Annotated in this window: 17 protein-coding genes, 1 tRNA gene and 1 pseudogene; 9 read left to right on the forward strand and 10 right to left on the reverse strand. The window is 66.0% G+C overall.

Annotated features, from left to right (window positions below; all coding sequences use genetic code 11):
• The 9 genes and pseudogenes from ACM9NP_RS21260 to ACM9NP_RS21300 all read right to left on the reverse strand — a co-directional run.
• Positions 1 to 431, reverse strand: a pseudogene (locus ACM9NP_RS21260) (hypothetical protein); the annotation flags it as partial.
• A 109-nt stretch (positions 432 to 540) separates the two neighbouring features.
• The gene (locus ACM9NP_RS21265) at positions 541 to 2,136 is read right to left on the reverse strand and encodes a DUF2637 domain-containing protein (protein ID WP_415648526.1); all 1,596 of its coding nucleotides are present in this window, start codon (positions 2,134 to 2,136) and stop codon (positions 541 to 543) included.
• Positions 2,136 to 2,804: a hypothetical protein gene (locus tag ACM9NP_RS21270; protein ID WP_415648527.1), complete on the reverse strand. Its 669-nt coding sequence runs from the start codon at positions 2,802 to 2,804 to the stop codon at positions 2,136 to 2,138. Before ACM9NP_RS21270 ends, ACM9NP_RS21265 begins: the two co-directional genes overlap by 1 nt.
• Positions 2,805 to 3,003: 199 nt before the next feature.
• A complete protein-coding gene (locus ACM9NP_RS21275; RefSeq protein ID WP_415648528.1) occupies positions 3,004 to 3,189 on the reverse strand; it encodes a hypothetical protein in 186 nt (61 codons plus the stop codon).
• Positions 3,186 to 3,494, reverse strand: coding sequence for a hypothetical protein (locus tag ACM9NP_RS21280; protein WP_415648529.1), 309 nt, complete (start codon positions 3,492 to 3,494; stop codon positions 3,186 to 3,188). Before ACM9NP_RS21280 ends, ACM9NP_RS21275 begins: the two co-directional genes overlap by 4 nt.
• The gene (locus tag ACM9NP_RS21285; protein WP_415648530.1) at positions 3,491 to 3,739 is read right to left on the reverse strand and encodes a hypothetical protein; all 249 of its coding nucleotides are present in this window, start codon (positions 3,737 to 3,739) and stop codon (positions 3,491 to 3,493) included. The genes ACM9NP_RS21280 and ACM9NP_RS21285 overlap by 4 nt, the downstream gene beginning before the upstream one ends.
• Complete coding sequence (locus tag ACM9NP_RS21290; protein ID WP_415648531.1) at positions 3,736 to 4,125, reverse strand: hypothetical protein; 390 nt, start codon at positions 4,123 to 4,125, stop codon at positions 3,736 to 3,738. Before ACM9NP_RS21290 ends, ACM9NP_RS21285 begins: the two co-directional genes overlap by 4 nt.
• A complete protein-coding gene (locus tag ACM9NP_RS21295; RefSeq protein ID WP_415648532.1) occupies positions 4,122 to 4,343 on the reverse strand; it encodes a hypothetical protein in 222 nt (73 codons plus the stop codon). Before ACM9NP_RS21295 ends, ACM9NP_RS21290 begins: the two co-directional genes overlap by 4 nt.
• Positions 4,344 to 4,518: 175 nt before the next feature.
• Positions 4,519 to 4,600 (reverse strand) — tRNA-OTHER (locus tag ACM9NP_RS21300).
• Between the two features lie 451 nt (positions 4,601 to 5,051).
• Here ACM9NP_RS21300 and ACM9NP_RS21305 point away from each other — a divergent pair.
• The 7 genes from ACM9NP_RS21305 to ACM9NP_RS21335 all read left to right on the forward strand — a co-directional run bounded on the left by ACM9NP_RS21305 (position 5,052) and on the right by ACM9NP_RS21335 (position 10,602).
• Complete coding sequence (locus ACM9NP_RS21305; protein ID WP_415648533.1) at positions 5,052 to 5,258, forward strand: lipid A biosynthesis lauroyl acyltransferase; 207 nt, start codon at positions 5,052 to 5,054, stop codon at positions 5,256 to 5,258.
• Positions 5,258 to 5,812 carry a DUF6879 family protein gene (locus tag ACM9NP_RS21310; protein WP_415648534.1) on the forward strand — a complete coding sequence of 185 codons (555 nt, stop codon included), beginning with the start codon at positions 5,258 to 5,260 and terminating at the stop codon, positions 5,810 to 5,812. The genes ACM9NP_RS21305 and ACM9NP_RS21310 overlap by 1 nt, the downstream gene beginning before the upstream one ends.
• Positions 5,809 to 6,669, forward strand: a complete 861-nt coding sequence (locus ACM9NP_RS21315; protein WP_415648535.1) for a helix-turn-helix domain-containing protein — start codon at positions 5,809 to 5,811, stop codon at positions 6,667 to 6,669. The genes ACM9NP_RS21310 and ACM9NP_RS21315 overlap by 4 nt, the downstream gene beginning before the upstream one ends.
• Positions 6,670 to 6,826: 157 nt before the next feature.
• Positions 6,827 to 7,906, forward strand: a complete 1,080-nt coding sequence (locus tag ACM9NP_RS21320; RefSeq protein ID WP_415648536.1) for a hypothetical protein — start codon at positions 6,827 to 6,829, stop codon at positions 7,904 to 7,906.
• Entirely contained in the window at positions 7,903 to 9,240 is a 1,338-nt protein-coding gene (locus tag ACM9NP_RS21325) for a replicative DNA helicase (protein WP_415648537.1), read from the forward strand. Before ACM9NP_RS21320 ends, ACM9NP_RS21325 begins: the two co-directional genes overlap by 4 nt.
• A 154-nt stretch (positions 9,241 to 9,394) precedes the next feature.
• Positions 9,395 to 10,198 (forward strand): ParA family protein, encoded by an 804-nt coding sequence (locus tag ACM9NP_RS21330; protein ID WP_415648538.1) that lies wholly within the window; start codon positions 9,395 to 9,397, stop codon positions 10,196 to 10,198.
• Positions 10,199 to 10,383: 185 nt separating this feature from the next.
• On the forward strand, positions 10,384 to 10,602 hold the full coding sequence (locus ACM9NP_RS21335; protein ID WP_415648539.1) for a hypothetical protein: 219 nt from the start codon (positions 10,384 to 10,386) through the stop codon (positions 10,600 to 10,602).
• A 52-nt stretch (positions 10,603 to 10,654) separates the two neighbouring features.
• On the opposite strand, the gene ACM9NP_RS21340 is transcribed toward ACM9NP_RS21335, so the two are convergent.
• Positions 10,655 to 11,095, reverse strand: coding sequence for a hypothetical protein (locus tag ACM9NP_RS21340; protein WP_415648540.1), 441 nt, complete (start codon positions 11,093 to 11,095; stop codon positions 10,655 to 10,657).
• A gap of 90 nt (positions 11,096 to 11,185) precedes the next feature.
• On the opposite strand from ACM9NP_RS21340, the gene ACM9NP_RS21345 reads away from it, so the two are divergent.
• On the forward strand, positions 11,186 to 11,668 hold the full coding sequence (locus ACM9NP_RS21345; RefSeq protein ID WP_415648541.1) for a hypothetical protein: 483 nt from the start codon (positions 11,186 to 11,188) through the stop codon (positions 11,666 to 11,668).
• Positions 11,669 to 11,680: 12 nt separating this feature from the next.
• Positions 11,681 to 12,304, forward strand: coding sequence for a hypothetical protein (locus ACM9NP_RS21350; protein ID WP_415648542.1), 624 nt, complete (start codon positions 11,681 to 11,683; stop codon positions 12,302 to 12,304).
• Positions 12,305 to 12,348: the final 44 nt, after the last annotated feature.

The following is a 12,348-nucleotide window of genomic DNA, read 5'->3' on the forward strand; positions in this document are numbered from 1 at the left end:
CCCGAGGAGCCGGACTTCCGCCCGCCACCTCCGGCACCCGAGCCGCCCTTGCCGCGACCAGCACCTTTACCTCCACCGGAACCCTTGCCGCGGCCCCAGTTTCCGAGCCCGAACCCGCTGGTGGAGGAGCCGGATCGTTTGGCCCGGCGACGAATCATGACGACGATGATGAAGCCGACGACGGCGGCGATCCCGACCGCCAGGAGCAGCCACGGCGACACCGCCCACAAGGCGATCGCGGCGACCACGGCCACGACCGGGACCGCCCACCCGAGCAGACGCGCCAGAGGAACGCCCTGAACTGGTGTGACAGCCGATTTCCGGGTCGGGTCAGCAACGGCATCCGACGCCGGGTCGGGAGGGTCCTCAACTGCGGATTTCGGGATCCGGGCGGACGCGAACAAGTCGTCGTCCGCCGTTTTCGTACTCATCGATTGCTCCTTTATGAGAGTCGTGACGGTCGTTTCTCCGAGGCCGCCCGCCACACCCCACCGGGGGCGGGCGGCCAAGGACACCCGACCGGGCGTCTGATGTTGTTGGTTAGGACCCGTTCTGCTGCTTCATCCAGCGGTGACACGAGTCGACGGAGTAAGTGGTTTCGGACGCCAGCGTCCGAGCCGAAACGTTCCTGCCGGCGTCGATCAGACGCTTCTTGGCGGCCGCGATCACGTTCGGGTCGACCCTCGTACGACGTGTCCGAGGAGCGTCCGAGGCGACCGGTTCGGACGCCTTCTTCGCTTTCGGCTTCCGTCCGACCAGACGACGACGAGGCGTCTGATCGGACACCTCGGGGGTGTCCGAAGCGGTGTCCGAACCGTTGTCGTCGGACACCTCGGGGGTGTCCGAAGCGGTGTCCGAACGATCGTCATCGGACGCGTCTGAAACGGCGAGGAAGTCAAGCATCGCGATGTCCGACACGGTGTCCGAGAAACCCGTCTCGGCGTCCTCGATGAGGAGTGTCAGACACCCTTCAGGGTCGGGATCGGACGTCCGCAGGTCGGACAGGACCGCGTCGATCAGACGCTGTGTCTGTTCGGGCAGTCCGACCGTCGTCCAGTCAGGGACGTACAGCGCGTCCCATCCGGTGTCCGGCCCGTCAGGATCAATCGGCGTATCGGACGCCGTCGGGGTGTCCGATAGTCCTGTCAGATCAGACGGTGACGCGTGTCCGATCGCGGGGTGTCCGGTCGCTGTCGTGACAGCGGACGCCGGGTGGGTGTCTGGTACGACCTCGATCCGCACGGACGTTAGGTGTCCGGCGTACGCGGCAGCGGACACCGCCGCGTACGCATCGGCCGCCGCGGCCGCGAGGCGGTGTCGAGCCCGCCCCGAGCGGACAACGCCCGCCAGCACGCTCTGTCCGTCCTCGGTAGTGCGACTGAGAACGTCGGCACGCCAGCCACGGCAGGTCTCGATCGGAGCGACCAGCCACCGGCGGAAACCCCACCGGACGGGCGGGCGCACCTTCGAGGCGAGTTTCGCCTCGACGGTCGAGCGCAGCTCAAACATGACCACTGCCGCGATCGATGCCGTCGCCAGCGTCATGCCCAGCAGCGGAGGATCTTTATGCCCGTAGTACTGAACGGCGGCGGCGACCGCCGTCATCGCCCATGCCAGCACCTGTGGCAGCGTCGCCCGACGTCCAGCCACCCGAAGGCGATGCGCTGACAGGGCGGCCGCGATCGCGAAACCCTCGATGAACGCGGCGAACCCGAGCCCAGCTCCCCACGGGAGCCCCATCCCGACGGCCGTCGACACCTGCCCGGCCGTCGCCGCGCCCAGGGCGACAACATAAACCGCCGTAGAGGCGATCCCGGCGCCGTTCTCAGCGAACGCGGCCTTGATCCGGTCGCGTTTCTCGGCCGCGATCTTCTTCGCGCGCGCCTTCCGGGCCGCCGTCCTCTGACGACGCTCCTCATCCAGAGCGGCGGAGAGACGCTCCTTCTCCGCCTTCGCCTGCGCCTTGAGCTTCCCCGCCTCGATCTTCGCCAGCCGCTCATCAGCAGCGACCTTGGCGTTGATCTGCGCGGTCTGCGCCTGAGAGGCCGTCTCCGCCTGCATCCGCATGACATCGGCCTCGGCTTTCGCCTTGAGCCGAGCACCCGGAGGCGGGGGCGTGTAGTCGTACGCCGTCATCAGACGTCACCCCGCTCGACCTCGAACGCGTCGATACGGCGAGCATGGTCCTGGTCGCGGCGCCACCGGCGGAGCTCGAGGATCCCGGCACCGGCACTGCACGCGCCGAGGAGGAGCCCCGCACCGAGCGAGGTCCACCCGATCCCAGGGAGGGTGATCTCGATCGCGTGCAACGACACCCAGGAGGGTGCGTCCCACAAAGCCTGGAGGCCCGCGGCGGCGAGCCCTGCGACCGCGATCCGCCATCCGTAGTAGATGACCGTGCCCACAGCCACCTCGGCGATCTCGCCGTACGTCGGCTCCCCGAGATCGTCGTCCTCATCAACGGGCAGAGCTGGAATGGCGATGCCGAGATCTTCGAGCGACGTCACCTCAGCGAGCTGCCCAACAGGCAAACGGCTCAGATCCTCACACAACGTGAGTTCCATCCGACGGCCCGGGCGGCAGTCCCACAGGTTATGCGCGATCCGATACATGTGCCAGGCCCGCACCACTTCCCGGTGATACCGGTTCGTCAGACGCCGGGCGGCCTCGATCTCGCCGGGTCCGACCTCGTCATCGACGACAAGGCCGTACAGGCTCTCTATGTCGAGATCGCGAATGGCTTCGACGAGTTCTTCACGGCGCTCCCGCACCACGATTTCGCGCCAGTTGCTCTTCGTGCTCATGGTGTGTCCTCTCGGGACGGGATAAGGCGGCGGATCGCGGCGACCCAGCGGGCCGCGGTCACTCCCACCGCGAGATACGCGACCACCAGGGCCGCATGAGAAATAGAGCCACCGGTGGCGGTGGCGAGGCCCGCCACCCACACCGCAACCCACAAAGAAACCGCCGTCGGCGCGAACCGGCGACGAACGTGTTCAGCAGTCACCGCGCACCCCCGGCGTGGAGATGGCAGGCGTACAGACGCTCACCCGTGGGGGCGAGCGTCGTCCACACCGCCCGGTGCACCGGGATCTCGACGCCGGGCAGGCGCAGCGCCTCGCGTTGGCACGCCTGACAACGCTGACCCGGGTGTGCCCCGACCACAGTGGATATCGATCGCCAGTTCACCACCCACCCCCGAACGGGAGCGGAGAGAGAGCGAAGAGCGGGTCCTGCCGCAACATCGTCTCGATACGGACGGCCGTGGCCGGGTCGAGATCAGCGACCTCGACGTACGCCCGCCACGCCTCGGACACCGCCGGAACCGTCGTGCCGACCCGATGACAGGCCGCCTCGATCTCCGGCAGCATCACGTCGTACTCAGTGATGAGCTGGTGAAGCAGGCTCATGTGTCCCTGCCCGATCGCGTGATCCAGGTTCTGTCTGATCGCGTACACCGGCGGCCGCGGGGGCCGGTTCGTAGACCACTTCATCGCGCACCACCTCGGGAGACGGTGAGCTGGGCGACCAGCGCCGCGATCGCGGTGCGCTGAGCTTCGATATCAGCCCGATCGACGGGCCGGGCAGCGATCGCCTCAGCCAGCGCCACCGCGAAAATCTCACCCGACGAGTACGGCCCCTGATCCACAGGGGCCGTAGTGATCCCGGCGCGAACCGGAACCATCGTGGTTGTCCGCCACGGCCAGGCGGCCGTACGGATCGTGCCGAGAAGGCTCATGACTCGACCTCCAGCACGGCGCGGAGACGGGTGATGATCCGGCGCGCCCGACGACGCTGAGCCCACGTCGACGACAACGCTTTGGTGTCGGTCAGCCACGTGTAGTCGTCCAGCGCCCGCGACGCGAAGTCGAGGACGTCATATCCGCCGACCTCGACGGCCGCAGCCATGATCTGGCCAGCCGTCACACGACACGCCGCCACGAGTTCGACCAGGTACCCGCCGCCAAAAACCGCACCACGCGCATCAAGGACCGTAAGCGCCTCGACCAGGTGCTCGTGGACCGACCAGCCCGTGTGGATCCGCAGCATCGTCTGCGGCGCAACCCATTCAGCCGCTATCCGCGGCCACTCTTGCAGCGAGGATCCCGCGATCATGATCGTCATGACGTCACCCCCCACGCCTCATTGATCTCAGCGATCGCGGCCGACTCGGGGTTGGTCTCGGGCCACAGGGCCCAGGCCAGCGCCATCAGGTCGTCATCGCCGTCACTACCGCACATCAGCGCCTGGGCGTCAGGATCGGCGTCGAGCACGGCCGCCATCTCCGCGTGCGCACCGCACAGCGGCGACTCCCACGGCTCTGTGACCGCCAGCAAAACCATCAGCTGGCCCCGCCCGAGCAAGCGCGCGGTCCGGACATCGTCCCGACACGTCTCACACCACCGCACATCTCGCGACGTACGACGTACCATCGTTGACTGCATCGTGTTTCTCCAATTCACTCGATGCCGCCCTGACCAGGGCCTCTATCCCCGGTCAGGGCACTTTGTTTGTTTGCGCGAACAGGACGGAATCGAACCGTCGCCTCCGCCCCCGGTCCGTAGACCGAGGGGCAGCGTGCGCCCTACACCACTGCTCCACCCCGGAGAGCGACCCCGAGGCCCAGCCACCAGGGGGCGACCCCGACAACCGACAGCGCCCTGTGGCGGGTTCGAACCGCCACCCGCCGTGGCGGGTCACCATGCAGGGCGAGAGACACCGCACCAGGGAAAACCCTGGTCATCAGTGGTGTCTCTTGCATTCCATATATGTCCAGTGAGGACTTTTCAAAAAACATTCCAGCCAAGGCCCTTCCGGCGAACTTCACCGGCGCGACCAGGTCGTGCGCTCAGTCTGCACGAACCCAAACCTCATGTCAAGCATTTGCTCGCATATGCGCTAATATTTCCTTGCCAGGTCCGCCATTACGAAGAAATCTCCCTGGTCAATGCGAACATTGACCAGGGAGATTGCGCGAGTATGCGAGAGATGGCAAGATACCGGGAAGGAGCGTTAGCAACCGCTCGCAACCAAGATGAAGGAGGCGAAGGATGAACTTCCTAGAACTGGTGTTCCTGTGGAAGACCGGAGGAAGCGGCAACGATGGTTGCCCCGCCCTATACAAAGTCGAGGGAGGGTACGTCGTGCAAGGGATCAAGCTCGACAACGACACCCGCGCCCGCCTGCGCCAACTGGCCGACGATGAGGACGGGGTATTCGTTCCATCCGACGTACTGGACCGGTTGAAGGAGCAGTAATGAGCGTCGTCATCCCGAACTCCGAACTCAGTCAGGTCCTACAAAGTGCGCGATACAGCCTGTTTCGGCTGGAACTACAGCCTGTCTACGGCGAGCCCGAAGAGGCAACGTACGTGGAACGGTTCACCGCTGGCTCGCCTGTAGACCCCACGACCACGCCATCAACGACGTGGTACGAACAGGTTCGGTGCTGGCGACGCGCAGGTATCCGTATCGAACGGGTACGTGTTCACGAAGACACGCCCACCGACTACCAAAAATGGGAACGGTGGGTCGGTGCATGGAATATCGATGCCGGGGAAGTCATGCGATACCTAACCAGAAGCCAAGCGCACACAATCGGTCTTCTGCCGGCCGCTGGCACAACTGATTGGTGGCTGCTGGACTCAAACCGGGTAGTGACCCTGCACTTCAACCACGAACACCAGCGAATCCGTACTGAACTCACGACCGATCCAACATTCGTCGTGCAGGCAAACGAGTGGCGTGACCTGGCAGTCCACCATTCACATCCGGAATCACTTACCGGAATTGCCAGTCGAGGAATCAAATGACATCAAACACGAACCCGATCTACGCCTGGCTTCAAGAGCCTGAAGGGCTGGCTGAACGCCTACTCGCGCTTCGGGAGGAAGCCGGACTGTCCGGCAAAGAACTCGCGGCACGATCGGGGTGGGAACAGTCGAAGGTTTCCCGCCTGGAAAACGGCAAGCAGCGTCCCTCGGAAAGCGATCTCACGTCGTGGGCCGCCGCCTGCGGAAAACCGGAGGCGGCGGCAGACCTTATCGGGATCTGGACCCGACTGCTCGCATCTCACCGTGACTGGAAACATCGCGTCAAAGTCGGCGGGCACGCGGCTGTTCAAACCGACTTCGTGAAGCTCACCACCGAGGCCACCTGTATTCGCAACTTTTCCCTGGCGTTTGTAGCAGGACTCCTACAAACGCCGGACTACGCAAACGCGGTGTTCCAGGAGATGGCCGTCCTTCACGAACATCCCGATGACGACATCGACGCGGCAGTCGCAAAGCGTCTTCAACGGCAAACCATGCTGTACGACACGTCAAAGACGTTCGACATCGTCATCGACGAAGCCGCGCTACGTCGCAATGTCTACGGACCCAAAATCATGCGAGGCCAACTGGATCGACTCAGTGCAGCCATTGGAATGTCGAATGTGGATGTAAGGATTCTCCCGATGCGACCAACGAAACCCCTCGGGATCAGCCCACAGAACAGCTTCGCGATCTACGACGACGTAGCGCTGGTCGAAACCTACGTCGGAGAATCCGTACATGATGGGGAAGGAGCGACAAAGTATCACCAGGTCATGAACCAACTGATGAAGGTGTCGCTCGCGGGCGATGAGGCGCGACAACTCATCGCAACCATGGCACAAGAGACCACGTAACGTAAAAAGCCGGGGCCATCGGCCCCGGCTTTCCACAAAAATTGCCCGAGGCACGACTCGCAATCACTGCCTCGGGCATGGGAATTACTGGTGTCGCCCATGCTAGGCGATGACGCATCGTCTCGCCAGGGTGACGCCTCTATAGGAGGCACATCTCATGGCACAGTTCACGCCCCAGATCGATCCCGCCTACCGGGTCGAGATCGCTCCCGAGTGGGGCGAGCAGCGGTGGGTGCAAATCCCGAAGGAAATCTCGCGGGACCCCTACCTGTCGACCGAGGCCGTTGGAGCGGTAGTCCGGCTCGTCGACAACGACAGCCAGTTCCGATTCACCCGGAGTTTCCTCGAGACCAAACTCGGGTGGGGCGAGAAGAAGACAACCACCGTCCTGGGAGAGCTGAAAGCCGCTGGCTACGTCGAGACGAAGCGGGACCGCGACGAGAAGGGCCGCATGGTCGGAGAGACGGTCTACGTCCTCTACCCCACCCGCAGGTTCCAGCCGGACGTTTCCGCAGGTCAGACCCAGAAACCCTCTTACCGCCTGTCTGGCTCCAAGCAGCCAAAACGCAACGTTTCCGCAGGTAAGGACGTTTCCGCAGGTCAGACCCAGAACCCCCCTTACCGTCCCGCTGGTGATGAGCAGCCAAAACGCAACGTTTCCGCAGGTCACATCCAGCGCGGCGGTAACCGTCCCGCTGGTGATGAGCAGCCAAAACGCAACGTTTCCGCAGGTCACATCCAGCGCGGCGGTTATGAGGGTCAAATAGAACCTAAGAAACTGAACCTAAAAAACACACACACACCAGACGCGTCGCCACCGAACGTCGACGTCGTGGATGAGGGTGTGTGTGTGCCTGATGGCACGAAAACCCATGAACTTGTGGACGCGATCGTGGAGGGCATGTACATGTCCGTCCGCCGTCTGGTGATTGGCGGGCAGCGGCAGCTCGTGGTTGATGCGGTGACGGCATGTCTGGCCGCGGGTCACGATGAACAGACGATCGTGCGACAGTGCGATGGCGCGACGCGGGAGGGCACCACGCACCCCGGTTCGGTCGCCTCACGGCGTCTCTGGGACCTGGCGCAGACGCCACCCTCACTGATGGTGCCTAAGCAGTCGGGAGGGCCTGGAGGGGCGTCTGAGGCGCGCCCGTGCCCGGATTGTGGCTTGTCGATGGTGGGCACGGTCTGTGCCGCGTGCGTGTCTGAGGCTCTCGCGGCCGGCGGTGTGCGATGACCGAGGTGATGGAGACCGGCCTGGAGCGGGCTGGCATGCATGATTCGCGGATCGAGCAGGCACTGTTGGGCGCGATGATGAGGTCGGAGGATCACGCGTCACGCGCCTTCGAGCTGGTGTCGCCGGAGGATTTCTACGAGCCTCGGCATCAGATCATCGCCTCGACGATTCAGTCGCGGTTGTTCCGGGAACCGACGGACGCGCTGTCGATGGGTACTCACCTGTTCCGGGACGGTCATCTGGAGAAGGTCGGTGGGGCGCCGTTCTTGGCGACGCTGTTGGAGATGAGCCTGCCGGAGTCTCTCGAGTGGGCCGCGAACATCGTGCTCGGGCACGCCCGCCTGCGGCGTCTAGACGAGACCCTCGTGCGGTCGCGGCAGACGGTCCGCAACCCAAGCCTGGATGTCGAGGACGTCATCACTCGAGTCGGCGGATGGGTCACGGAAGCGATCACCACCGAGGTCGCCGACACCGATGAGGGACTGTTCCACGCCGACCAGACGGCGTTGCTGGAGCGGTTGCGCCACCCCGATCCCTATTCGGGGCTCTCGACGGGCCTCGGATCACTCGATGACGTGATCCACCGGCTGCGCGCGCAGCAGCTGATCCTGGTCGCGGGCCGCCCCGGCATGGGCAAGTCAATCCTCGCCGCCGACATCGCCCGCCACGCCGCGTGGCACCAGGCCGAGCCGGTCCTGTTCGTGTCGTTGGAGATGTCGCGCGAGGAGATCCAGGCCCGGATGCTCTCCGCCGAGGCCGACGTTCCCCTGGAGTTGCTGGTCAACCCGCCCCGTGACGGCGTGCCCGAAGCGCAGCTGGCGAAGGTCGAGAAAGCCCTCGCCGCCACTGACGGGTCGCTGCTTCACCTCCACACCGCGGGAACCGTGACCGTCGCCGAGATCCGCGCTCGAGCGGTGCGGCTTCAACGGACCGTCGGTCTCGGGTTGATCGTCGTGGACTACCTCCAGCTGATGTCGACGTCGAAGAGCGTCGAGAGCCGTCAGCAGGAAGTCTCCGCGATTTCGCGTGACCTCAAACTGCTGGCGATGGACCTCGGCATCCCGGTCGTGGCGTGCTCCCAGCTCAACCGCGAGGCGGAGAACCGCTCGACGAAACGCCCGCAACTGTCGGACCTCCGTGAAAGCGGCAGCCTCGAGCAGGATGCGAACGTCGTGATCCTGCTGCACCGCGAGGCCTACTACGACGAGACCGTCCGACCCGGTGAGGTCGACCTGATGGTCGTCAAGAACCGCAACGGACAGACGAAAACCGTCACCGCCGCCGCCCAACTTCACAAGGCTCGGATTGTCGATATGGGCGTTCCTGGAGCCTGACCGGACAAACACCAAACACGCGCCCGACGGGGGAATTCCGTCGGGCGCGTTCGTGTGCCCATACCTGTGTATGGGCGGCCCATAGGCGGCATATATGCAGGGTATGGGCTCGTGTGGGCGTAGTACGGGCGTGGTGTGGTCTAGGGTGCCGGGCATGGCTGTAGTGACTGCTGTGACGAATCAGAAGGGCGGCGTCGGGAAGACCGCGTCCGCTGTGAACCTCGCCGCCGCCCTGGCGGAAGCGGGACGGAGGGTGCTGCTGGTTGATCTCGACCCGCAGGGCCATGGGACGGCGGCTCTGGGCTTGCCGAAGGCGCCCGACGGCGCGAACCTTGCCGCAGCACTGCTGGGGCAGTACGCCGGGGACCTCGGTGAGCTCCTGGTGGGCGTCGACGGGTTGGAGGGTCTGCTCGTGCTGCCGACGGCGGAGGAGATGTTCCTCCTCGAGCCGCAGCTGTACGCCAGGACCGGGCGGGAGCTGCTGTTGTCGCGGCTGCTCGACGCGTACGCGCCCGCCTTCGACGACATCATCATCGACTGCCCACCGAGCCTGGGCGCCCTCACCGATGGCGCCCTCGTCGCCGCCCGCACCGACGCCACTCGCACCGGCAGGGTCGTCATCCCGGTCCAGGCCGAGGACTCCTCCCTGGACGCGCTGCGGCTGCTGTTGACGCAGATCGCGACCCTGTCGGACGTTCTGGGCGTGCGGATCGACATCGCCGGGATCGTCGTCAACCTGTTCGACCGGCGCCGAGGCGCGGTCGTTACCTCGACGATGGACGCGTTCGCCGCTGGTGAGATCGACGTCCTGGCGGTCATCGGCGACCGCAAGGAGATCCGCGAAGGCTGGCGGAGAAGGTCTCCGGTGATCGTGCACGCGCCCGATTCCGAGGTCGCCGGGTGGTATCGCGACCTCGCCGCACGCCTGACCGGGAAGACGGCGGAGGTCACTGCATGACCCCGCCGAAGAAGAAGCCTTTGCCGCCGCCGGACATGTCCGACACGACGATGGCGCGCCGACTCAGCATCGGCGCGAACCCGCTGGCTGCGCCCATACCCGCCTCTACCCCGCCCACAGGCCAGGTACGGGCGGCCCATACACGGCCCACAGGCCGACGAGGCACCCGTCCCGACGCCGAAGGGATGACCCGCCAGTCGTACTACATCAACCGCGAAGCCGCCGACGCTCTCGATGACGCTGTCGACGCGGTCCTCGCCGTCCTCGGTCCCGACACTCCCCGCCACGTCGCGCTCAGCGCGATCATCCGAGCCGGAGCCGACCGGGCCACCGACGTCGCCGCGACGCTCGCCGAGGATCGTGCGACCGAGCTCGAAAGGCGCATCGCCGAGCTCCGCAAGTAACCGAGTAAGGGCCGCCCATAGGCATGTATGGGCGGCCCTTACTTTCCCGCACTCAGCCCATACCCGGCCTACGGGCGTCCTCCTGACGCTGCTGCCAAGCGAGGCTGGCCCGCTCGATGGCGACGGTCCTGAGGCGCCCGATCGCTTCGCGCATGCGGGTCGTGGGTGGTCCGGTGATGTCGACCAGGCGGCCAGCGGCGGCCGCGCACGCCAGCCAGTCCCCGGCCTTGGCGGCCACCAGGAGCGGCTCGGCCTCGTGCAGGCGGCAGACGAGACAGCCGCGGCGAACGGGCCGTCCCCGGCGAACGTGGGCGGCGTGCCGGTCGCCGGCAGGAAGCGTTGCGTCCCACGCTCGGATCTCGGCGGCGATGACCTCGATCTCGGCGAGCGCGTCGGCGATCTCGTCAGCCGGGGTGAGCGCGCGAAGTGCCTCGCGGGTCCACGTCGCGCGGTCGTGCGTCGCGCGCGGGGTGCGCTGCTCCTGGCCGTCCACGGTCGCGACCCTACACCCACCCCCACCAGGTAATACGTCAAAACGACTAGTGCCTAGTCATGATGGCTAGGTTCGTGGTAGGGTGGTGGAATGACATACCCAGACCCACCCACGACGCTCGAGCTGGTGGACGCGGCACTGCGGTGCGCGCTGTCGGCGCCGGAGGCGACGGGCGATGAAGTGCGTGATCGGGTGCGCGCGGCTGCGCACGACGCCGAGGTCGCGCAGGTGCGCCTGGACCTGGCCGTCGCGGTCGTCCGGGCGCATCGCCCTCCCGCGGTGACCCTGCCTCAGCTGGCCGAGGACACCGGACTGTCCCAACGCACGATCGCGCGCCGCGCGGACGCGGTTCGCGCCGACGGTCTTCTCGATGACCTCGCCGGGCAGACGCTCGTGCCGGTCTCGGTGGTCATAGCGGTCGCGCTCGAGGGCGTGACGCCTCGCCGGTACGCCGAGGCGGCGGCGGATGTCGCGGACGCGATTGCCGGTATCGCCGGTGATGACGTCACCCACCTCACCCGAGCCGCCGCCGACGAGATCGTCGCCGTCGGCATCAACCACCAGTACCTCTAGATAGGACACACGATGACCACGAACACAACGACGACGACGAGGCCGGGCATGGTTCCGGCGGCGTACTGGACGATCGCGTGCCGCGAGTGCGGGACGCCCGATCCGACGGAGGCCGAGATCCGAGCCGAGGAGGACGCCACCGCTGACCACGTCGATGGCGAATGGGTCACCGTCGACGACCGTCTCCTGTGCCCGGACTGTGGCGATGAGGCCCTCGGCGACTCGGACGCGGATGTCCCGCATCCGACTGATGCGGATGTTCGCGCGGCCCTCCACGAGCACCAGGCGTGGACACCGGTCTGCACCGGCTGCGCCCTTCCGCACACCACCGACGACGCCCTCGGCAGTCGGTATCCGACGCTCGTCGACCGCGTCGACGAGGTGGCCGAGTTCGTTGAGGACGCTCCGGGCGGGTGGACCGCCACCGACGGCGTCCTGCGGTGCGCGGTCTGCACCGCCACCAGCCTCGGAGACGAGCCGTCGGAGGCAGCTCGCGACTACGCGGGGGCGATCCGGGTGCTGCGTGATCTCGATTGGGGACGCGCCGTTCCCGACGATCAGTGGCGGACCGGCCCGCAATGGCAGCTGTGGTGCGACGCGATGTCCATCGCGGCCGACGCCGAAATCGACCTCTAGCCAGTCGGGGCGGCCCTGGGCCTGGAAGCACGGGCCGCCCCATT

This window comes from Stackebrandtia soli (assembly GCF_965137155.1).
GTDB classification, from domain to species: domain Bacteria; phylum Actinomycetota; class Actinomycetes; order Mycobacteriales; family Micromonosporaceae; genus Stackebrandtia; species Stackebrandtia soli.